Here is a 21,252-nt window from a genome sequence, read left to right on the forward strand (position 1 = left end):
CCGGGGGCTGCCCCGGGGAGCCCGGGGAGCCGGGTGGAGCCGGTGAAGGCTCGCGGGAGCCGCCGGATGGGCCGCCGGCCCGCCGGGGCCGGGAGGGCGGGGTCGCGCACCCTGCCCTCCCGGCCCCGGCGGGCCTTGTGCCGTGTGGCGGGTCCGCGTTGGTTTCGGGGCGCGGTGCGGTGCGTGCCGGGTCCGCTGGGCCCGGCCTTGCGCCGTGCGGCTGGTCGGTGCCGCATCCGCTGTGCCTGCCCGGGTCGTTGTGCCCGCCCTCGCGGCGTGTCGCGGGTCCGCGTCGACTGTGCGGCGCCGGGGGCGCCGGGTCCGCCGCATCCGCCGTGCCCTCTGTGCCTGCTGTGCCCTCTGTGCCCGCAGGGCCCGTTGTGTCCGGCCTCGCGCTGTGCGGCTGGGCCGCGCCGACTGCGCGGTGCCGGGTCTGCTGGGGCCGCCGCATCCGCCGGGTCTGCCGCGCATGGTGTGCCTGCTGTGTCCGCCGGGGCCGTCGTGCCCGGCCTTGTGCCGTGCGGTGGGTCCGCGTTGGTTGCGCGGCGCGGTGCGTGCCGGGTCCGCCGGGCCCGCGGTGCGTGCCGGGTCCGCTGGGCCCGGCCTTGTGCCGTGCGGCTGGTCGGTGTCGGCTGCGCGGTGCCGCATTCACCCGGCCCGTCGGGGCTGTTGTGTCCGGCCTCGCGCTGTGCGGCTGGGCCGCGCCGACTGCGCGGTGCCGGGTCCGCCGGGTCCGCCGCATCCGCTGTGCCCGCCGGCGTCCCGGCGTCCCGGCCGCCCGGGCCGCCCGGCCCGTAACACCCCTCACCCGGAACGGAGATTGCCCCCGCTCCCGGGCGATTGCGGGACGGCTTCCGGTTGGTTTCCGGCGAAGACGGCAATCACCTCCTGCGTGGCCGGAAAGCGGCCCATGATGGGGAGGCCGTCGTGTGTCGGAGGGGGAGTCCATGAGCCGGAGCGAGGGGATCGCGGAGCTGAACATCCGGGCCGCGCGGGTCGCGGCCGAGGCCGGGGCCTGGGCGAACTACGCCAAGTCGGTCCAGGCCGCGGCGGCACCGGCGAGGACATGGAGTCCGGAGCCCACCCCGGACGCCCCGGAGGCGGCGCGGACCGCGGACCCCGCGGCGACCCCGGTGGGCGTCGGGCCGCCCGACCCGGCGGACCGGGACCGTCTGATCGCCGAACTGGACGCGCTGGAGGGCGAACTGGCCGCCGGCCGGCCGGACGGGGACCCGGTGCTCGCCACCGTCCGGGCCCGGCTCGGCGGCCTGTACGTCCTGCGCTACCTCAACCACCACCGGGCCGACGACCGGTCCCGGGGGCTCCGGGTGCTGCGCGCGGCCCGGGAGTCCGGGGAGCTGGTCCCGAAGGAGCTGATCGCCGTCGAGACGGGCCTGGCCGCACTGCTGCTGCCGCCCATCGCGTTCAACGGGCTCGACGGCACCCTGCCCCGGCTGCTGGAGATGGTCGAGATGGGCCGTCAGGCCGAGCTGAGGGGCTCGGACTTCGACCGTGATCTGACCGAGCTGGGCGAGATCCTGCGCGGGCTGCTGCCGAGGATGCCGGACCACCCCGAGGCCGAGCGCATGGCGCGGCTGGCCGACTGGATCGACACCCGCCCGAAGGCAGGGGAGCGCGAGGACCTGGCGGGGCTGGCCGACACGGCCCGGCTGATGCTCGCCGGCACCCCGTACGAGGCGGAGTACCAGCGCCTCCTGGACGCCGCCCTGATGCTGGCGGGCGGCGACCGCCCCCCTGGCGAGGGCCCCCGGGAGTCCCTCGTACCGCCCCCGCCGCAGGACGGGCGGCCCGCCGGGGAGGAGGACCCCGCGGCCATGGTCGCGCGGACGGTCCTCAGCCTGGAGGCCTTCGCCCCCGGACTCATCCGGCGGGAGGAGCTGGACGCCCTCGCCACGGAGGTCGGCGACCGGCCCGGGGCCGACGAGGCGGACACGATGACCGCGGCGCTGGCCCGGATGATGCAGGGACTGCGCACCGGGGCCCCCGGGGATCTGGAGGAGGCGGCGCGGCTGATGAAGGGCCCCCCGGACGGCGGGGCGACGGAGTGGCTCCCCGCGATGGCCGGTCTGTTCTCGCCCGGTCTGCTCTCCGCCGCCGCCCTGACGGGCGGCAGCCTCTCCGACCGGGATCAGCAGATCGCCCGGCTCGACGCGCTGCTCGCGGACCCCGCCGCCGTGCTCGACACCTCCTTCGCCTCCGGGCCGGCCCGTGAGTTCCTCCTGATCAACCAGTGTCTGCGGATTCAGCTGCGGGCCGAGCAGGCGGGCCGCGACGACGATGTGCCCGCGATGGAGGGGCTGCTGGACGAACTGCTCGACCTCCAGGAGGAGGTCGACGCCGACTCGGACTGGTACTTCCTGGTGTGCTTCACCCTCGGCACCGTCCATCTGTATCTGGCCCGGATGGAAGGGGTGCTGGGGCCGCTGCGCACCGCCGCCGCCTACTTCCAGGAGACGCTGGAGGGGGCGCGGATTCCGCCGATGCTCCGGCCCCTGCTGGAGGTCTCCTGGCTGCCCATCGTGCTGCTCTCCTCCCTCTTCGACCCCGATCCCGTGCGGCTGACCGAGGGGCTGGAGCGGGCCCGTGCCACGCTGCGGTCCCCCGCCCTCGTGGCCGACCAGCATGTGCGGACCCGGCTGGTGATGGCCACCGCGCTGGAGACCCTGTACCGGAAGACCGGTGACCCCTCCCACCAGGAGGAGCAGATCGCGGAGCTGGAGCGGGCCAGGGGCGAACTCGGCGAGGGCCACAGCCCGGACGCCGCGCAGCAGGTGCTCTGGTCGCTGGCGAACGCCTACCGCGCGCGCGGCGACCGGGCGCGGGACGACGGCGGGTCCGCCGTCGCCGCCGCCCGGGACTCGCTGCGGGTGCTCGCGGAGGAGGTCCTGCTGCAACTGGGCGCCGAACACGGCCTGGAGGTGGCGAGGACCAGCGCCGAGCGGGGGCTGCCGGCCGCCGGGTGGGCCGCGGGCGATCTGCGCGCGGACCGGGCGGTGGAGGTGCTGGAGACCGGGCGGGCCCTGGTGCTGAGGGCGGCGGCGGCCTCGGCCGGGGTGCCCGAGCAGTTGGCGGCCCGGGGGGAGCCGGAGCTGGCGGCGGAGTGGGAGAACGCGCTGCGGAAGCTGCGCCCGGCGGAGCGGCGGCCGGCACTGCCGGGGGATGCCTCCGCCGACTGGGAGAACGTGGTCGGGCAGATCCTGCCGAGCGGCTCCCCGGAGGAGTTCACCATCCCGAGTACGCTGCGCCGCCGGGCGCTGGGTGTTCTGCGGCAGCCGGACGGGGGCGGCCGGGACTCGCTGCGGGAGCTGCTGGAGGCCCCGGGCATCGCGGAGCTGCGGGAGGGGCTGACGGCGACGGGCGCCGACGCGCTGCTGTATCTGGTGCCGGGGCAGGACTCCATGGACGGGATGGCCGTACTGGTCCGCCCGGAGGGGGAGCCGGAGGTGCTCTGGCTCCCGGGCCTCGGCGCGGCGGGCCGCGGGCCGCTCGAACGCTATCTGGACGCCGGAGCCCACCGCTCGGCCGCCCGGTCCCTGGACCGCGCGGCCCGCGAGGAGGCCCACCGCGCCTGGGAGGCCGCGCTTCTGGAGCTGTGCGCGTGGTCGGGCGAGGCGGTGATGGCCCCCGTGCTGGACGCTCTCGGTGCGCCGTCCCCGGACGGAACGGCCCCGCCCGGGGGCCCCGGGGAGTCTCGGGACGCCCATGGCCCCGGCGGCCAGGCGGCGTCCGGCGGTCCGGTGCCGCCGCTGCCGCCGCCGGTGCGGCTGGTCGTGGTGGCGTGCGGGAATCTCGGGGTCGTGCCGTGGCACGCCGCCCGGCTGGACCTGCCCTCGCCCACGCTGCGCCGCGCCCACAGCCATCTCTGTGAGCACGCCGTCCTCACCTACGCCGCCTCCGGAGCCGAGTTCCTGCGGTCCGCGCGGCGGGCGCGGATGGCCGTCGGGGAGCGGCCCGTGCTGGTCGCCGACCCCACCGGGGACCTGGCCTGGGCGGAGGACGAGGTCAGTGCCCTGCGCACCGCCTACTACCCCGACGCCGCCCTCTACGGCTGGCACGACGACGCACCCGAGGACGCCCCGGGCACCCCGGACGACATCCTCGGCCGGCTCCCCGGCGGCCACCCCACGACACCTCCCGCGAGCCTGCTCCACCTCGTCGTCCACGGACTGGCCGGGCTGAACCCCACCGGCTCCGTCCTCCATCTCGCCCCGCCCGCCGGCGCCGACGCCCGGGGCGACGGCGACAGCGGCGACAGCGGTGACGGCGGGCTGCTCAGCGTCGCCCGGCTGCTCGACGTACCGCACGGACACCGGCCCGACCAGGGCCCGCTCATCGTCCTCAGCGCCTGCGAGACCGATCTGAGCAGCCGGGACCACGACGAGGCGCTCACCCTCTCCACCGCCCTCCTCGCCCGGGGCGCCGCCGATGTCGTGGGCTCCCGCTGGGAGGTCCCCGACACCGCGTCCGCCGCGCTGATGGTCGTCTTCCACCACCACCTCGCCGTCGAGGGGCTCGCCCCGGCCGACGCCCTGCGCGCCGCCCAGGTGTGGATGACCGACCCCGACCGCCGGCCCGTCCCCGGCCTGCGCGGGGACCTCCTCACCGGGGTCGAGCGCGACCCCGGCCACCTCGCCGAACCGGCCTCCTGGGCCGCCTTCACCCACCAGGGCAACCCCGCCCCCCGTCCCCCGCGTCGAAGGGCCGCACCCATGACCTCGGGCACCGATGAACTCCTGGAGCTGCTCCGCGGCCACCAGCCGGAGATCCATGCCTCGCTGACCCCCGGGCAGTTCGACCGCTACCGCGGCGCCGTCCGCGCCCTGCGCGCCGCCGGTGACGACATCCGGGCCGTGCGCGTCGCCGTGCGCGGTGTGCGGCAGGTCCTGCGGGCGCTGCCGCCCGACAGCGAGCCGAGCCGGCTGCTGCGCCAGGTCCGCTCACCCGTCACCGCCGCGGTCCTGCCGGACACGGACCGGCTGGAGTCCCTGATCAGGCTGCTGGAGTCGGTGGACTGGCCGGCCCTGGAGCCCGCGAGCGCGGAACTCGCGCGCGGGGTGCGGGAATGGCTGCTGGCCGCCCCCGCCCGGGGCGCGGACCGGCTCGGCGAGGAGGCGTCCGCCGATCCCGGCGGCGCCGCGCTCATCCGGCTCACCGACGGCGAGGGCACCGCCCGCTACCCGGACTTCCAGTTCGACCCCGATACGGGCGAGCCGCGCCCGGTCGTCCAGCGGATCAACCGGCTGCTCCTGGCCGACCAGGACCCCTGGGGCGCCGCCGACTGGTGGCTCGGCGGCAACGAGTGGCTGAGCGGCACCCCGGCCGCGCTGGTCGGACAGGTGCCGGACGAGGAGCTGACGCGGGCCGCCCACGCGCTGCTGGAGGAGGGCGCGTGGTAGGCCAGCCGCCCCCCGAGGGAGCCGCGATGGAGCCCGCCCTGACCGTGGTCCCGGCCGGTACCGAGCTGTGGCGCTGCCACGCGTCGGCCTACGCGGCCACCGCCTTCAACACATCCCGCGCCCACCCGCACTTCGACGGCGCCCGCTTCGACGGCACGGTGGACGACCCCTACCCCTTCCTGTACGCGGCACCGGAGCCGACCACCGCGCTCGCGGAGGTGCTGCTGCGCTCCGTGCGGTTCTCCGGCCCGGCCGGGACGCGCCAGGTGCCCTGGGCGCTGGCGGCCTCCCGGACCCTGTCCAGGGTGCGGGTGACGGAGGACCTCACCCTGGTCCGGCTGGTCTCCGAGGAGGATCTCGCGGCGGTGTTCCAGAGCTCCTGGCTGCTGGAGGGCGACGAGGGCCGCTATCCGTCGACCCGGTTCTGGGCCCGGGAGATCCGGCGTCAGGAGCGGCGGGCCCAGGGGCTGGTGTGGCAGTCGCGGCGGAACCGGCCGCACCACGCGGTGGTGCTCTTCGGGGACCGCTGCGGCGCCGAGCCGCTGAAGGCCGAGCCGGGGCAGGGCTGCTCGCTCGGCACCTTCGAGGGCGCGATCGAGGCCAACCGGCTGCTGGCGCCGCTGCGGGCCGTCGTCGTCCCGCCGGGGGCGCGGCTCTGAGACGTGGACCGGGCCGCTCGGGGGACGGCCCGGTCCACCTGCCGACCGGCGTTCGGCACCCGGGCCCGTGCGCGGGGCGCGTCCGCCGGACGCGCCTGTGCGGAGCCGGTCACCCCGGTCCGTACAGCCGCACCGAGAAACCGACCACCCGCAGCCCGAGCCGGAGTTCGTCGCCGTCGCGCAGCGGGGTGCGCAGACCCGGGGTGATCCGGGCGCCGTTGAGATAGGTGTGGTTGAGGCTGCCGGACGCCGCCGCCTCCTCCACCCACGCGCTGCCGTCCGCCTCCACCGTGACCGTCGCGTGCCGCCGGGAGATCCTGAGCAGTTCGGTGAAGGCGGCGGCGGTACGGGGGGACCAGCCGGGGTCCCGGCCGAGGTTCAGCGGGGCGCCGGGGCCCTGGGCCAGCTCCAGACAGGGGGAGTCGCAGAGCAGCAGGACATGGGTGCGGGGGCTGCCGCAGGAGGCGCAGAGGGGTTCGCGGGGGTCCAGCGGCTCCCGGCAGTGCCAGCAGTCCCGGGGCCCGTCGCCGGTCGGACCGGGGCGGCTCCCGGGGTCCCCGGGCGGGGTGTGGCGCGGGGCCCCGGGCGGGGCGGGGGCGGCGGGGGCCGGTTCGGGCACGGGCTGCCAGCCGCCGGTTCCGGTTCCGGCTCCGATCGGCCCCGCCGCCGGTTCCGGTTCCGGTTCGGATTCCTGTTCCGCTTCCGGTTCAGGTTCCGTTTCAGGTTCCGTTTCCGGTTCGGATTCCGGTTCGGGGGTGGGGGCGGGGGCCGGGTCCGTCAGCGGGACCCAGCCCCGCGCCCGCCGCCGGAGCGGGCGGGACGCGGACGCCCCGCCCTCCTCCGTACTCACGCCCCGCCCTCCGCCGGCGCCACCCGCAGCTCCAGCTCCGCCGTGCCGTCCCCGTCCAGCCGCACCCGCTCCACCGAGACCGCCGTGCCCCGCAGCGCCCCCTGGTCGAACAGCGCCCGCGCCAGCGGGTTGATCAGATGGGTCTCCAGCAGCATCCCGATGCCCCGGCCGCCGTTGTCCGAGTCGGCCGTGCAGTGCGCGGACAGCGTGCGCCGCGCGGCGTCGGAGAGGCTCAGACGCACACCCTGCTCCTCCCGCAGCACCCGCTGGATGTTGCCGACCTGCGAGTCGAAGATCTCCGCCGCCACCTCGGCCGAGATGTAGTCGAAGACCACCACGTTCCCGCCGAGCCGGTTCATCAGCTCGGGCCGGCCGATCCCCTCCACGAAGTGCTGCTTCACATTGTCCAGGATGATCTCCTCCAGCTCGTGGTACGGCATCCCGGGCACGGCCACCCGGCCGCCGGACACCTCGCCCTGGCCCGGCCGTTCCGCCCGGCTCCGTACCCCCAGATTGGAGGTGAAGATCAGCACGCACTCGCTGAAGTAGGTCGTCACCCCCTGTCCGTCGGTGAGCCGGCCGTCCTCCAGCACCTGGAGGAACTTGTCCAGCACCCCCCGGTCCGCCTTGTCGATCTCGTCGAACAGCACCACCCGGAAGGGGTCGTTGCGGACCGCCGTCGTCAGCTCGCCGCCCGCCTCGTACCCCACGTATCCGGGGGGCGCTCCCACCAGCCGGTCCACCGAGTGGGCCGCCGAGAACTCGCTCATGTCGAAGCGCAGACAGGCCTCCTCGGTGCCGAAGAGAACCTCGGCCACGGACTTGGCCAGCTCCGTCTTGCCGGTCCCGGTCGGCCCGGCGAAGAAGAGCACCCCGCGCGGGCGGCTGCCGGGGTGGGAGGCCTGTGCGCCGGAGAGGCCGAGGGCGGCGCGCTTGAGGATGTCGAGGGTCTTGCCGACCGCCTTCTCCTGGCCCTTCACCCGGCTCCGGATGTAGGTCTCGCCCTTGGTGATCTGCTCCCGCACATGGGAGCGCTGCCAGGGGTTGTCCTCGACACCGAGCTGGTAGACGCGCACCGCGTCGCGCATGGCCGAGAACGGCAGCCCCCGGTCGAGCGCCATATGCGTGCTCTCGCGCATCGCGCGCAGCGTCAGCCCGGCGGTGGCCCGGGCGAAGGTGTCGATGTCCTGGGCGTGGTCGCGCGCGTGGCGCTTCTTGTCGAGCAGGACGGGGCGGCCCTCCCGGAGGGCGCCCGCCCGCTCCTCGTGCTCCTCCGCGAGCAGCCGGGCCATGCGCCGCCGGCCGCCGAGGTCCGGCAGCGGAAGGCCGATGGTGCGGACCCGCTCGCTCCCGGCCACCAGCCAGGTGGGCAGCTCGCGCTCGCCGTCCGCGAGCCAGATCACCGGGTTGAAGACCCGGCGCCCGGTCTCCTCGTCGAGCAGGGGGCGGGCGTCCTCCGCGAGCTTCAGACAGTTGAGGAAGAAGTCCCGCTCGGGGTCGCTGAGCCGGGTGACATCGGTGGGGATGCGGGCCGCGTAGTCGATCAGCAGCGCGGCCCGGTACGGGTCCTTCCGCCGGGCCGCCCCCAGGTGCGGCCTGCCCTCGGCCGGCCGGCGCTCCGCCGCCCCCGGCTGCTGCCAGCCGTTCGCGATCGCGCGGATGGTCTGCTCGGCACCGGCGAGGTGCCCGGGGGGCCGGTCGCGGTCGCCCGGCAGCCGGCCGGCGGTGCGCGGGGACGGCAGCAGGGCGCGGACCTCCTCGGCCGCCGGGCCCGTGACCACCGTGAACCCGTCCACGATGTCGTAGCGGAGGAGGACCTCGTACCCCTCCTGCCAGAGCGCGTTCCACACCACCTCGGTGAGGGTGTGGTGGCCGTCGTGCGGGGCGCCGACGCCGTCGTCGTGGCGGACCAGGTGGATATCGCGGATGTTGCCGTGCAGGACGTACTGCGAGTGGACGCTGAGGGTGCCGGTCAACTCCTCGGCGAACGCGGGCAGCCGCCGCTCCCTGACCCCACCGCCCCCCGGCCCGGCCACCGGCTCCGCTGTCCCCTCCGGTTGGTGTTCCGGTCGCGGGGGTGCCTTCCGCAGCCTGTCCCGGAGCGTCTCCTGCGGTGGCTCCTGTGTCATCGGCGTGCCTCCTGGTGGTGGTGGCGTGGGCTGGGGGGTGCGGTGCGCGGTGCGCCACCGGCGGGGTGGTCGTGGCTTCGGTACGGGGCGTTGTCCGGGGCGGGGGCCGGTGGGCGGGTGTCCGTTTCCGCCGGGGCGGGGTGCTGTCGGTGCGGTGGTCCGGCTGGTACGGGGTGCCGGGGTGCGGGCTGCGGGGCCCGGAGGGGTGTTCCTCCCGGCGGGCTCGGCGTGGCACCGGCGGGGTGGTCGGTGTGCCGGGTGCGGGGGTGGCTCCTCCGCCGGCGGGGCCCCGGCCCGGGGCCCCCGCCCGCACGGGCGCCGCGCGGGGGTCCCCGGTCCGGGCCCGCCCGGACAGGTGGCGGGCGGGGCAGCCCCGGGTCTCATCGGCGAGGGCCTCCGTCGTGGTGGCGGGCCCTGGGGCCCGTGCGGGGGTCCGCGCGGCGCTGCGGGGGCGGGAGGGTGTGCTCCGTGGCCCCGTCGGCCGCCCCCGCCGTGGGGTGCTCCGGTGCCGGCTCGAAGGTGAACCGCAGCCGGAGCCCTGAGCGTTCCGCGACCTCCTCCAGCGCGCTCAGCCGGGCCGGGGCCTCCGCGCAGCGCAGCCGGTCCAGCTCCCGGTCCGCCTCGGTCTCCCCGGTCGCGGTGCGGTCGCGGTGCATCGTGATGACGCGGGCGCTGCCCGATCCGTCCACCAGGACGCGGAGCCAGTGCTCGTCCCCCCAGCCGGGCGGCGTCCAGTCGATGGCCCGCTCAGCGCTCCCGGCGGAGTGCTCCGCCCCCACCTCCCGTACCGCCGTACGGATCACCTCCCCGGTGTACAGCCGCTGGAACACGGCGGTCCGCTCGCCGACCCGCGCCGAGACCCGGGCCGTCTCGGACTCGCTGAGCGCCGTCCCCTCGGCGAGCGCCCGCTCCAGGGCGGCGATCTCGGCGCCGGCGTCCGGCAGCGGGAGACCGGCACCGGGCGGGGTGTGCCGGAGGAAGGCGAGCTTCCGCGCCGCCCACTCCTGATCCCGCTGCCGGCGCTCGGCGGCGCGGGCCGCCCGGTCGGCGAACCGGGTGGCCTCGCGCAGATGGCGCTTGGCCGCCGCGGGCCGCTCGGCGGCCACCTCCGCCGCCGCCGCGATCGTCTCCTCCACCAGCCGGTGGTCCGCCGGGGAGACCGTGTGCGGCAGCCCGGCCAGCAGTTCGGCGCCGATCCGCAGCACCTCCTCGCCGGAGGGCCCGGCGCCCGCGGCCGGCCGGGCCGGTACGGGGTCCGCCGGGGCGGGAGGGCTGCCGGTCCGCTCGTACTCCGCCAGCGCCTCCCGCCGCCGGGCCCGCAGCCGGGTGTGCCAGGCGCTCGCCCCGGCCGTGCCCTCCGCCGCGCCCGCGCCGTCCATCGCGGCCCGCGCCCAGGCGGCCTCGGCCCGGCGCAGCCGGCCCTCGGTGTCGGCGAGCCGCCGCCACATCTCCTCCAGCCTCAGCCCGGCGGGGGCGAGCGGCGGCGGCAGATCGGGCGCCCCGGGGAGCCCGGGCGGCCGGGGCCCGCCGGGCCCGGCCGCCGCGCCCGCCCGCGCGATACGCGCCCGCAGCACATCGAGCCGGGCGTTGACCTGCGCGGCGGCGAACGCGGCGTCCCGCCAGCACGCGGCGGACCGCTGGGCGTCGAGCCGCTGCTCCCGCAGCGCGTCCTGCGCCTGCGCCGCCCGGATCGCCGCCGTCGCGAGCACCTGCGCCCCGGCCATGGCCGCCCGGCCGGCGAGCAGCGCGCCGCTGAGCGAGCCGAGCCCGATCAGAGCGGGCACCAGCAGGTCCTGGAGCTGGTCCACGGCCGAGTCCACGGCCTGGCCCGCCGCGTCCGTGACGGAGAACTCCGGCAGCACGTCGGGGACGCCGATGCTCCCGGGCACCGTGCCGGCCGACCCCGCGGCCTCCCGCAGCACGTCGGGGACGCCGATGTTCCCGGCCGCCGAGCCGGCCGACCCCGCGGCCTCCCGCGCCGCGCCCTCCACGACCCCCTGCGGGAAGGTCACGGCGAACGGGTCCGCCGGGAAGTTCACCTGTGTCATGACCTCGCTGATGCTGGGCAACGCGATTCCTGAGCTCATCCGAGCCCTCCTCTCCGCACCGGGCGCGCGGTCCGCCCGCCCGCCGTCCCGTCCTCGCCGTCCTCGCCGTCTCCGCCGTCTCCGCCGTCTCCGCCGTCTCCGCCGTGTCCGCTGTCCCCGCCGTCCGCACCCTCGCCGTCGCGCCGCCGCCCCCCGGTCCCGGGTCCCACCCGCGCCCGCAGTTCGGCGACGTACACCTGCCAGCGGTACAGCCGCCGTACGCACCACCAGGCCAGCGCCGTCACCGTGACGACCGGCCAGATCCAGCCCGCGTACACCACCGTCAGCCACATCGCCCCCAGCGGCAGGAGCAGCAGCAGCCCGCGGACCGGGAAGCGGGCTCCGGGCTGCCGGATGAACCGGGCGAAGGGCAGCGCCCGGTCGATCACCAGGCCCGCCAGGGAGCGGTCCGGGTGGTAGCCGGGGCTGCCGATGCGGTACGCCGTCCACAGTTCGAGCGCCAGCACGGCGGCGGCCCCCGGGACCGCCAGCAGCCAGGCGATCAGCACACTCCGCTGGTCGGCCCACCCCGCCACATCCGTGATCCCGATGACGAAGATCCACGGCAGGATGAGCGCGGCGGCCCCGCCCACCGCCCAGCCGAGGGTGGGCAGCATGTCCTGCCGCCGCAGCCACAGCGCGGCGGCGTCGAGATCCCGCTGCTGGCGCAGGACCGCGCGGTCCGCCTCGATCCGGGCGTGCGCCTGCCAGGACTCCTCCTCGGCGAGCGGGGCCAGCCGCTCGGCCAGATGCATCCGTACGAGATCGTCGCGGTCGCGCACCAGCCGCTCGTACCAGGCGACGGGCTGCGGCAGGGCCCTGAGGGTGCGGGCCGTCCGCTCGGCGAGCCGGCGGCGGCCCGGTTCGGCGTCGGCCGCCAGCGAGAGCAGGGCGGCCCGCCGGTAGCCGTCGAGCCGGGCGGCGAGACGGATCTCGTCCCGGGCGCCGCGCAGCGAAGGGGTCTCGTCGATCAGCTCCGCCACCAGGTGCTCCCAGCGGGAGAGGGCGGTGAGCCAGCGCCCGTGCACCTCCCGCAGCCCCTCCCCGCCGGGACGGTCGTCGAGCAGCGGCAGGATGGTGTGCCGGCCCAGGTCCGCGACCACGGACCCGGCGAACTCGTCGCCGCGCCCGGCGTCGGTCAGCAGATCCCGCAGCCCCGCCCGGTCCAGCGGCGCTCCCCGGTAGGAGGCCTCCAGGCCGGGGCCCAGCCAGCCGATCAGCCGGACCAGCGTCGCGGGCCCGGGCTCGTTCGCCAACAGCCCGATGAGGGAGGCCAGTTCGGCGCCGTCCCGTCCCGGGGCGCCCTCGAACTGCCGCAGCCAGCGGGTGAAGGTCTCCCGGCCGCGCCGTCGGGCCAGGGCGGCGCGGGCGTGCCGCCAGTTCTCGTCGAAGGCCCTGGCCAGCGGCGCCGGTCGGGTGTACTCCTCGCCGAGGAAGGCGTACGGCTCGACTCCGGGGCCGTCGGCGGGGTCCGGCCCGCCCGGCGCGGAGCCGGGGTCCCACCGGACGTCGGGGGCCTCGCCCGCCAGCCACCGGGCCACCTCGTCGCCGCCCCAGCGGTGGCCGGGGTCGGGGTCGCGGGTGAGCAGCCCCTGGCAGAGCCGGAGCAGCCCGGGGTCGGTGACCAGCCGCAGATCGGGGTCGCGGGAGCTGATCTCCTCCCGCACGGCGTCGTTCTCGTGGTACCGGACGGGGTGCCGTCCGCCGGCCAGCTCGGCGACGATCATGCCCAGCGACCACCAGTCGGCGGGCGGGTGGATGACCTGGTTGCGCAGCGACGCCTGCGGCGACATGTAGCGGGCGGTGCCGGCCCAGCGCTCCCGGCTGTACCGCTCCTCGGGGGCGTGGGCGGAGACTCCGAAGTCGACGAGGACCAGCTCCGGATCGGCCGGGTCCAGGGTGCCGAGCACCACGTTGGCGGGGCTGAGGTCCCGGTGGACGATGTCCAGCTCGTGCAGGGTGGTCAGCGCCCGGTGCAGCTGGCGCACGAGGCTGTGGATGAACACCGGGTCCGCCGGGCCGGGGTTCTGCTCCAGATGGTCCGCGAGGTTGATCTCCCCGTAGGAGGGGGCGAGGTCGTAGGGGTGGCCGTCGGCGCCGGTGGGGTCGGCCTCGGAGAAGTGGGTGAGGTGGGGGCGCGCGCTCTCGCGCAGCAGCGCCCACACCTCGGGGTCCGGGGCGTGCGCGCGGTCGTACCACTTGAGGACGTGGGTGGCGCCGTGCTCGTCCTCGACCCGGAAGACGGCGGCCTGTTCGGGCCGTTCGGCGCGGCGGAGCACGGCCCGCAGCCGGAACCGGGCGCGCAGGGAGGCCGGCAACTGCCCGGTGTCGGCCCGGGGCGCGGTTGCGGGGCCGCCGGTGCGGGGCTGCCCGGCCCGGGTGTCCTCGGTGGGCGGCGCGGCTCCGGGCGGCCGTGGGTCGCGGGCCTCGAACTCGGTGGGCGGCGCGGCTCCGGGGGTGGGGTGACCGGCTTCGTACTCGGTGGGCGGCGGCGGTTCCGGTGGGAGGGTCACTTCAGTCACCTCGTGCGCGGGTGGACGGAGTCGGCGGCGGGGGCGGGTGCAGGGCCAGGGGCGGGTGTCGGTGGCCGGGGTCGGGAGCCGGGGCCGGGGGAGTGGAACGGAGCGGAACGGGCGCTTCGGCCGCCCTTTCCGGGCGGCGGCGGGAATTCCCGGACCCGCGTGCGGGGAATTCGCCGGTCCGGTTCGGCGGACCCGGCCGGAATCCGCGCGGAACCGGCCGCGCGGGCCGTGCCGTGCGTCGGCGCGCGGAATCGCGGCAAAGGCGGCGCCGGCAGCGAGGGTTCGACGGCTCGGACGGTATTGATCGTGCCGGCCCCATCGATGAAACCAACGACGTCAACGACGTCAACGACGTCAACGACCTCAACGTCAACGACCTCAACGACCTCAACGACATGGACGACACCGACGGCGCCGAATTCGGCCGCTTCGGCCGCGAAACCCCCGTACCCCTCCTTGTGCCGCCGCGATCGTAGCGAAGCCCCGGCGACGGCGGGAGGGATTTCCCTTTTCCGCCGTGTCCGGGGGGTGTTCGGCCCGCTGTGCCCCGGGTGCCGGATGTGCGGAAACCGTCGACCGGAGTACGGCCGCTCGCTACCGTGGTGGCCATGAGTCAGGAGCGGTTGCCGCACTCTCTGCCCGCTTATGATCAACTTCTGGAGGAGCTGCGGAATCTGCGCAGGCCCGGCCTGGCCGGTCTGCGCGGAACGGAGTATCCGGCGCTGCGCTCCGCCGCCCTCGCCGGTGGTTTCGGCGACGGCCCGGACGACCTCCCGGCGGGCATCGAGGCCCTGCTCAAGGAGGCCGTGCGACGGCTCGGGGCGGGGGATCTGCTCGGGCGGGCCGCGGCCCACACCTTCGGTCTGCTCCCGGACCGCCGGGGTGCCCCCGCGTCCGAGCGCCGCAAGATGGCGGCGGCGGTGTACGGGGTGACTCCCGAGCGCTTCCGCAAACACCAGGAGCCCCAGGTGGTGCAGCAGTTGGCGGAGGCGGTGCTGACCGTGCTGAGGGAACCGGCGCGCACCGTGGGCGTGGGCGCGGGCACGGCGGCTGCCGAGACCGGGCCCGGCGCCGGGGCGGGGACCGGGGGCGGGCTCGAACCCCCGCGGCAGCCCGCGGGCCGGGTCCCGGTCGGCGCCCACGCCGGCTTCACCCTCCATGTCTCGCCCATCGAACTGCTGCGGGACATCGATGTGCTGGTCTCCTCCGAGAACATCTACCTGGAGATGTCCAAGACCTTCCGCCCCACGGTCTCCGGCTCGCTGCGGCTGGCCGCCGCCGTGCGCGACCCGGCGGGCGAGATAGTCGACGATGTCCTCGCCCGGGAGCTGGGCGAGTGGCTGCGCGCCCATGGCCGCCCCGGACTGCCGGTGCGGCCCGGGACGGTGGTGCCCACTTCGCCGGGAGCGCTGGCGGCCCGCGGGGTGCGGCGGATCTACCACGCGGCGGTGGCCACACCGTACGAGGACACCTACCGGGTCAGCCCGGAGAGCATCGCCCGCGCGGTGGGCGCCTGTTTCGCCCTCGCCCGGGAGGAGGACGCCGCGCTGGCGGCCGATGGCCGGGGCCCGGCCCTCGCCTCGCTCTGCTTTCCGCTGCTCGGGGCCGGGCGCGGTGGGCTGACCCCGCAGGTCAGCGCGGTCTGGCTGCGCTGGGCCATCCGCGACGAACTCGCCCGGGACCCCGGCCGTCAGGTGCATGTGGTGGTGCGCAACCGGAGCACGGCGGAGGCGCTGGGGGAGCTGTGAGAGCGGAGCGCGGGGGCGGCCCTGGCCCTTCTGCCCGCCCTGCCTGCCCTGTTCGCCCTGCCCGCCCTGCCTGCCCTGTTCGCCCTGCCCGCGCAGCCTGCCCTGTTCGCCCTGCCCGCGCTGTCCGCCGCACCCGCCGTGCTCGCCCTGCCGGGGGCGGTGCCCGGGTCGGCGGCGCGGCGGGCGGGGTGTCTCATGGCCGCCAGCTGGGCCCGTCGAGCCCCATCCCCAAGTCCCTGAGCCGCCTTTCCAGCGCGCGGAGTTCACCGCGCCGGGGCACCCCGTAGAGCCGTACATCGCCCTCCCCCTCGACCATGTGCACCTGGAGCCGGGAGCCGGTGTCGGTCCGGTGCAGATGCGGCCCGTACCGCGCCCGTCCCAGCTCCGTCCGTGGCCGCATCCGCTGGTTCGCCGAGCCGCGCCACACCAGCGCGGTCGGCTCGGCCGTCCGGAACCGGCCGGTCACCAGGCAGTCCGCGTGCCGGACCGCCGCCGTGCGCGCCTCGTCCGCCTCGGCCTCGCCGTCCTCGTACCCCGTGTAGAGGAGCAGGTCCGCCTCCCGGCCGGACGCGGAGGCGATCCGCGCGGCGCCCGCGAGCAGGGCCGCCACGGCGGCGGGCTGGTCCAGGGGCTCCCCGCCGCTGACGGTGAGCCCGTCCGCCCCGGCGGCCAGGGCCGCGCGCCAGAGCGCCAGCAGGGACGGGACCGTACGGGCGAGGCCGCCGTGCGGGTCCCAGGTGTGCCGGGACATGCAGCCGGGGCAGCCGAGGCCGCAGCCCTGGACCCAGACGCAGAGCCGCTTCCCCGGCCCCAGCGTCCACACCGGGAAGTGCGTCCCGGAGACCCGCAGCACCGGCCCGTCCTCCGCCGCCTCGTCCTCCGCCGCCTCGTCCTCCACCGCCCCGGCCCCCGCCCGGCCCTCCTCCGTACCGTCCGCCCGCCCGTCCCCGGGCCGCCGTCCCTCGTCCGGCCCGGCACCGGCACCGGCACCGGCACCGGCACCGGCACCGGCACCGGCATCGGCACCGGCACCCGTTCGGGACGCGCTCCCGGGGGCCGTGGACGGGCCCGCTGACAGGCCCGAGGACCCGGTGGTGCCGGCCATCCGCCCCACTCCCTTTCTCTCCCCTGAGGCATTTCAGTATGGCCCGCTGGAGACGGCCCCCGAGGGCGTTCTCCGGTCGGCTTCCGGGCGACTTCGGGAACGGTCGCCGAATTGGGCGTTCTCGGGTACGGAAGCGGGAAACCTCCGCTACGCTCCTGCCAGTTATCGCCTTCAACCACCCGGGGTGCCGCGCTCGACGGAGCCGGCCCGATCCGTATCCGGACCGGCTCCGATCCGTATCCGGACCCCGCGTCGATCCGCATCTCCGATCCGTATCCGATCCGAACTACCGTTCGCGGTCCCGTGGGGGCGGTACCGCGAGCCGGCCGTAAAGGGCCGTATTCGGCATGCGTGAGCACGATGAATTGCACCTCTGTCCGGCGCGGAATTCGCGCTGTGGGAAATCGGGGGAAAGACATCCATGATCAGAGCCGACAGTGTCAACGCGGTGGCCCGCCGGGGCCGGCTCGGCCGCACCACACGAACCGTGGCCGGATGGCGCGGCCGGCGGGACGGCGCCCGGGGTGTCCCCCGCGTCCCGCTCACCCCGGCCGACGGGCCGCCCGCCGGACCGGCCGACACCGACCTCCTGCTGGTCACGCCCTATGTCACCGAGGTACGGGAGACCGCTCGCCGCACCACGGAACAGATGCGCTCCGCCCTGATCCTGCGCAAGCGGGAGCTGATCGCGCGGCTGCGCTCCGAGTCGGTGCGGGTCGTCAACCAGTACGACATCCGGGCCGAGCCGCTGCCCGCCGCGCTGGCCCGCTACGGCCACTGGGTGGGCGAGTGGCGCACCAGCACCGACCTCTGCCGCTCCCGCGCCCAGGCGGTGATCGACCGCTCCAATCAGCAACTCGCCTGCTACTGGGAGGCCGTGTGGATCACCCACCCCCAGCTCTCCCGGCTCGGCCGGCGCCCGAGCGCCGACTGGCTGCCCGGCCGCACGGCGCTGGACGACAGCTGGCGGCGGCCGGAGATCTGGCTCCTCGACGACGACGAGACCGACTCCACGGCGACCTCGCGGGCGCTGCGCATTCTCGACCGGCAGATGCCCGGCAGCGCCGGGAGGAGGACCACCCGATGACCCCGACCCCGACCCGGACCCCCACCGCCACCCCGCCCCCGCCCCGGACCCGCGCCCGGCGCTCGCTCCCCCTGGCCCTGCTGCTCGCCCTCGCCACCACCGCGACCGCCTCCTGCGGGTTCAACGACGAACCGGAGCGCTGGAGCCAGGCCTGCGGGGTGGTGGTCGACGGCTCGGGCTCGGCCGCCGCCACCAAGGACGGCTTCGACGCCAAGGCCAAACTGGACGCGAAACTCGCGGGGTTCCTCGCCGACAACAAGTGCCGCAGGACGGCCTTCGCCCCGATCACCCGGGTCTCCCAGGCGTCCAAGTGCCAGGTCGGCGAGGTCGATCTCGACCCGGACCTGCCCGGCACCGCGGACCGCGACCGCACCCGCACCGCGCTGCGGGCCGCCGCGGTCGCCGGTGCGCGGAAGCTGCTGGCCTGCGCGCAGAAGGAGGAGCCCGGCTCGGACGTCATCGGCGGGCTCTCCCGTATCGCGCTCTCCAGGCCGGACCGGGGGGACACCTCCTTCGAGGTGCTGGTGGTCAGCGACTTCCAGCAGAACGACCCCGAGTTCCGGATGGGGAGGCAGGATCTGTCCACCGCCGCGAAGCGCGAGGCGGTCATCGACGACCTGCTCTCCTCGCACGACATCCCGAAGCTCGACGGCGCGGACATCCACCCCGTCGGGTACGGCATGAAGTTCGACACCAAGTCCTCGCGGTACCGCCAGTTCGACGCCTTCTGGACGGAACTCCTGGAGGGGAGGATCAAGGCCCGTGTCCACACCACTTACCGGTAGGGACGAACGCCCCCGCCGGCTCCGGCCGCGGCGCGGCCGGCCCGCCGACGACCGGGCCCGGCGCGGCCGGCCGGACCCCCGGCTCTTCCCGGACGGCTCGCTGCCCCAGCCGGAGCCCATCGAACCCGCCCTCATCCGGGGCAAGGACACCGAGTGGCTGAGGCGCGGGGCCCGTGAGCACGGCGCCAGGGCGGCGAAGGCCGGGGTCTACGACCCCTGGGTGCTCAGCGGCCCCGAGCCGGTCCCGTACTTCGCCGAGCTGGCGAGCGCGCGGGACCGGGTGCGGCAGCAGCTCACCGTCGAGGCGGCCCGCGCCGAGGAGAGCGCGGCGCTGGAGGCGGGCAGGGTGCGGGCGGCCCTCACCGCCGCCGAAGCGCGGCTCCGGCGCGCGGACGACCGGCGGACGCTGCTGGAGTCCCAGCGGGACCGGGCCACGGCCCAGCTGGACCGGCTCGCCCAGCGGGCCGACCGCTGGCACGCCTTCCGCGACCGGGTGGTGGGCCGGTTCGACCCGCGCGGGACCCGCGCCGGGCTGCCGCCCGACCGGGACGACCCGGAACCGCGCCCCGGCGACGACCGGGAGCCGGCCGCCGGCCACCCGCGCTGGTACGCCCTCTCCGACACCCCGCCCACGGCCCCGGCGGACACCCCGGACCCGCTCCCCGCCCCCGCCGCCGACCCGGCGGCCCGGGCCGCCTGGGAGGGCGCCACCGCCCGCCCCGGCATGCCCGTCTGGGGCCGGCTCGCCCTGCTCGCCCTGCTGGCGCTGGTGGAGATCCCGGTCTACTACGCCGTCTTCACCGAACTCCACGGCACCGGCGACACCGCCGCCGGGCTCACGGTCAGCCTCACCCTCGCCGTGTCCACGGTGATGATCCTCGGCCCGCACTTCGCGGGCCGGATTCTCCGGCGGCGCTCCGCCACCGGCGCGATCCGGCTGGCCGCCCTGCCCGCCCTGGCGGCCCTCGTGGCCTGGGGGTACGGCGCGTGGACGCTCGGCGACATGAGGGCGCGGCTGGTCTTCCGGGAGGAGCCGCCACTCCAGCTCTCCCCCGATGTGGAGCCGATTCCGCAGGTCAGCCTGATCGACTCGCTGAATCTCTCCCCCGACACCGTCTCGCTGATGTTCGTCGCCCTGCTGCTGCTCTCCGGCGGTGTCGCCCTGCTGCTCGGGCTCGGCGACGAGCACCCCCATCTGGGCTCCTACCGGAGCGCGGTCGAAGCCCTGCGCGCCCTGGACGAGCGGATCGAGGAGGAGCAGGCCGGCGCCGAGCGCGCCCGACAGGCCGAGGCGGCCCTCGACATCCGTACGGCCGCCCGGCGCAACGCCCACGACGCCCGGCTCGACGCCGTCGGCCACCTCTACGAGGCGGCGGCCCAGGCCTATCTCGACGGCCTGTCCGGCGCCTCGTCCGACCCCGCGGTGACGGAGGCCGCCATGCGTCTCTCGCGCCGCCGCCCGCTGCTCCCGGCCTGACTCCTCCCCGCAGGCCCTGAGGGAGAGGCCCCGGCCGCCCCCGGTACCGCGCTGAACAGGGGGGCGGCCGCGGGGTGGGCGGGGCGGCGATTCCTCATCGCGCCGGGAAGCGGGCGGTACCGCCCGCTCCCCGAGAGCGAACAGCTCGCCTCCGTGCCCGCCGGCATCCGCGCCGCGACCGGGCACGACGGAGCCGGGCAGAGCCGCCGGAAGCTCCGGCGCCGGCCGGCGGCCGAGCGGGATCTCACCGAGCCCCGGTGCGCGCCGCAGTGCGGGAGCGGTGCGTACGGGAGCTGACGGACGGCACCGAGGGGCTGGTGGCCCGCGCGCCCGGCTCGGTCGTCGTGTACGAGGCACGGTGCGCGCACCCCGGCCGGCCCCCGCTGACCCCAGTCACGCCGGGCCCGCCGGGCCCGCCACCGGATGTGCGGAATCCGGTCTTCGGCCGGCTCGTACCGCCCCGGCCGGGAAGCGCGGCCGGTGGCCGGAGCCGGTCGGGCGCCGGGTCGGCATCGCCGACCGGACGGATCTGGTGGCACCGGCGAAGACGCCGGCGCCGCTGTTCGACGGGCGCGTCGAGGACGTCCTCGTCCACGACGGCGCCGGGGCGCACGGCCTCCGCCCGCATCTCACCGCGCGGGAGACCGGGCAGGCCGTCGCCGGAGCGCCGCGGGGCTGACGGGCCTCACCCGCCGCCGCGCCCCGCGCCCCACGGGTCAGGTCGCGCTGTCCTCGAAGCGCGCGTCCAGCACCGCGTCCAGCTCCGCCGCCCAGGTCTTCAGATCGGCCCGGGTCGGTGCCTCGACATCGTTCTGGAACCAGCGCTGGGTCGAGGTGTAGACCGTGACGCTGAACCGGCGGCCGAAGCGCGGGGTGTCGAACTCCACCGCCTTGATCTCGTCCCAGCCGAAGCCGGCCTCCTCCGTGTCCAGCCGGAAGGTGACGCCCGCGCCGTCCGCGACGATCGCGCCGCGCCGGTCGGAGACCTCGAAGACGGGCCCCTCGTCGGGCGCGCCGCCCTCGCCGCTCCCGTCGGCGTCCTCGGACTCCCGGGGCTTCCCGGACTCCCCGGACTCCCCGGACTCCTCGGGCGCCGCCTCCTCGGGCGGGGCGTTCTCGGGCACGGCATCGGATACGGCGTCCTCCCGGACACCGTCCGGCGGCGGCGCCCCGGTCTCCGGCTCCGGGGTCTCCCCGGTGTCCGCGCCGGCCCCGGCGGGGCGCGCGGGCATGAGCCCGGGGATGTACGCCGGGTCGACTCCGGCCGCGTGCGTCGGCGGGATTTTCGGTCCTATGTGCTTCTGCTCCACGGCAGGAGTATGGCGGACAAAACTGTGCCGGCAACCGCCGGGCCGCCAGGAGGGCGGGACTTCGGGGGGAAACGCC

General features: G+C 76.5%; 14 protein-coding genes. 8 read left to right on the forward strand and 6 right to left on the reverse strand.

The window, feature by feature from the left end:
* The first annotated feature begins 947 nt into the window (after positions 1-947).
* A complete protein-coding gene (locus tag ACWCRA_RS11075; protein WP_451067280.1) occupies positions 948-5,417 on the forward strand; it encodes a CHAT domain-containing protein in 4,470 nt (1,489 codons plus the stop codon).
* Positions 5,411-6,076, forward strand: coding sequence for an RES family NAD+ phosphorylase (locus ACWCRA_RS11080; RefSeq protein ID WP_451067281.1), 666 nt, complete (start codon positions 5,411-5,413; stop codon positions 6,074-6,076). Before ACWCRA_RS11075 ends, ACWCRA_RS11080 begins: the two co-directional genes overlap by 7 nt.
* A 109-nt stretch (positions 6,077-6,185) precedes the next feature.
* Here the strand turns inward: ACWCRA_RS11080 and ACWCRA_RS11085 are convergent, their stop codons facing one another.
* The 4 genes from ACWCRA_RS11085 to ACWCRA_RS11100 form a co-directional block, all read right to left on the reverse strand.
* On the reverse strand, positions 6,186-6,695 hold the full coding sequence (locus tag ACWCRA_RS11085) for an FHA domain-containing protein (RefSeq protein WP_451067282.1): 510 nt from the start codon (positions 6,693-6,695) through the stop codon (positions 6,186-6,188).
* A 227-nt stretch (positions 6,696-6,922) separates the two neighbouring features.
* Positions 6,923-9,055: an AAA family ATPase gene (locus tag ACWCRA_RS11090; protein WP_451067283.1), complete on the reverse strand. Its 2,133-nt coding sequence runs from the start codon at positions 9,053-9,055 to the stop codon at positions 6,923-6,925.
* A gap of 380 nt (positions 9,056-9,435) precedes the next feature.
* Complete coding sequence (locus tag ACWCRA_RS11095; RefSeq protein WP_451067284.1) at positions 9,436-11,142, reverse strand: hypothetical protein; 1,707 nt, start codon at positions 11,140-11,142, stop codon at positions 9,436-9,438.
* A complete protein-coding gene (locus ACWCRA_RS11100; protein WP_451067285.1) occupies positions 11,139-13,655 on the reverse strand; it encodes a protein kinase domain-containing protein in 2,517 nt (838 codons plus the stop codon). Before ACWCRA_RS11100 ends, ACWCRA_RS11095 begins: the two co-directional genes overlap by 4 nt.
* A gap of 101 nt (positions 13,656-13,756) precedes the next feature.
* On the opposite strand from ACWCRA_RS11100, the gene ACWCRA_RS11105 reads away from it, so the two are divergent.
* Together ACWCRA_RS11105 and ACWCRA_RS11110 are read left to right on the forward strand one after the other, a co-directional pair.
* On the forward strand, positions 13,757-14,140 hold the full coding sequence (locus ACWCRA_RS11105; RefSeq protein ID WP_351544870.1) for a hypothetical protein: 384 nt from the start codon (positions 13,757-13,759) through the stop codon (positions 14,138-14,140).
* Positions 14,141-14,272: 132 nt separating this feature from the next.
* Positions 14,273-15,412: a macro domain-containing protein gene (locus ACWCRA_RS11110; protein ID WP_351544867.1), complete on the forward strand. Its 1,140-nt coding sequence runs from the start codon at positions 14,273-14,275 to the stop codon at positions 15,410-15,412.
* A gap of 193 nt (positions 15,413-15,605) precedes the next feature.
* Here ACWCRA_RS11110 and ACWCRA_RS11115 read toward each other — a convergent pair whose 3' ends face one another.
* Entirely contained in the window at positions 15,606-16,310 is a 705-nt protein-coding gene (locus ACWCRA_RS11115; RefSeq protein WP_451067286.1) for a 4Fe-4S cluster-binding domain-containing protein, read from the reverse strand.
* 628 nt (positions 16,311-16,938) lie between these two features.
* On the opposite strand from ACWCRA_RS11115, the gene ACWCRA_RS11120 reads away from it, so the two are divergent.
* The 4 genes from ACWCRA_RS11120 (at position 16,939) to ACWCRA_RS11135 (ending at position 20,545) form a co-directional block, all read left to right on the forward strand.
* A complete protein-coding gene (locus ACWCRA_RS11120; RefSeq protein ID WP_351544862.1) occupies positions 16,939-17,604 on the forward strand; it encodes a hypothetical protein in 666 nt (221 codons plus the stop codon).
* The gene (locus ACWCRA_RS11125; protein WP_351544859.1) at positions 17,601-18,389 is read left to right on the forward strand and encodes a hypothetical protein; all 789 of its coding nucleotides are present in this window, start codon (positions 17,601-17,603) and stop codon (positions 18,387-18,389) included. The genes ACWCRA_RS11120 and ACWCRA_RS11125 overlap by 4 nt, the downstream gene beginning before the upstream one ends.
* The gene (locus ACWCRA_RS11130) at positions 18,367-19,866 is read left to right on the forward strand and encodes a hypothetical protein (RefSeq protein ID WP_451067287.1); all 1,500 of its coding nucleotides are present in this window, start codon (positions 18,367-18,369) and stop codon (positions 19,864-19,866) included. Before ACWCRA_RS11125 ends, ACWCRA_RS11130 begins: the two co-directional genes overlap by 23 nt.
* Positions 19,867-20,398: 532 nt before the next feature.
* The gene (locus ACWCRA_RS11135) at positions 20,399-20,545 is read left to right on the forward strand and encodes a hypothetical protein (RefSeq protein WP_351544853.1); all 147 of its coding nucleotides are present in this window, start codon (positions 20,399-20,401) and stop codon (positions 20,543-20,545) included.
* A 37-nt stretch (positions 20,546-20,582) separates the two neighbouring features.
* Here ACWCRA_RS11135 and ACWCRA_RS11140 read toward each other — a convergent pair whose 3' ends face one another.
* Positions 20,583-21,176 carry a hypothetical protein gene (locus tag ACWCRA_RS11140; RefSeq protein WP_451067288.1) on the reverse strand — a complete coding sequence of 198 codons (594 nt, stop codon included), beginning with the start codon at positions 21,174-21,176 and terminating at the stop codon, positions 20,583-20,585.
* Positions 21,177-21,252: the final 76 nt, after the last annotated feature.

The organism is Streptomyces sp. NPDC001889, from assembly GCF_053594535.1.

What these genes read in the sequence shown, in the direction of transcription:
- ACWCRA_RS11075 (WP_451067280.1), top strand. Translation starts at nt 948, where the DNA reads ATGAGCCGGAGCGAGGGGATCGCGGAGCTGAACATCCGGGCCGCGCGG.
- ACWCRA_RS11090 (WP_451067283.1), bottom strand. Translation starts at nt 9,055, where the DNA reads ATGACACAGGAGCCACCGCAGGAGACGCTCCGGGACAGGCTGCGGAAG.
- ACWCRA_RS11095 (WP_451067284.1), bottom strand. Translation starts at nt 11,142, where the DNA reads ATGAGCTCAGGAATCGCGTTGCCCAGCATCAGCGAGGTCATGACACAG.
- ACWCRA_RS11110 (WP_351544867.1), top strand. Translation starts at nt 14,273, where the DNA reads ATGAGTCAGGAGCGGTTGCCGCACTCTCTGCCCGCTTATGATCAACTT.
- ACWCRA_RS11120 (WP_351544862.1), top strand. Translation starts at nt 16,939, where the DNA reads ATGATCAGAGCCGACAGTGTCAACGCGGTGGCCCGCCGGGGCCGGCTC.
- ACWCRA_RS11125 (WP_351544859.1), top strand. Translation starts at nt 17,601, where the DNA reads ATGACCCCGACCCCGACCCGGACCCCCACCGCCACCCCGCCCCCGCCC.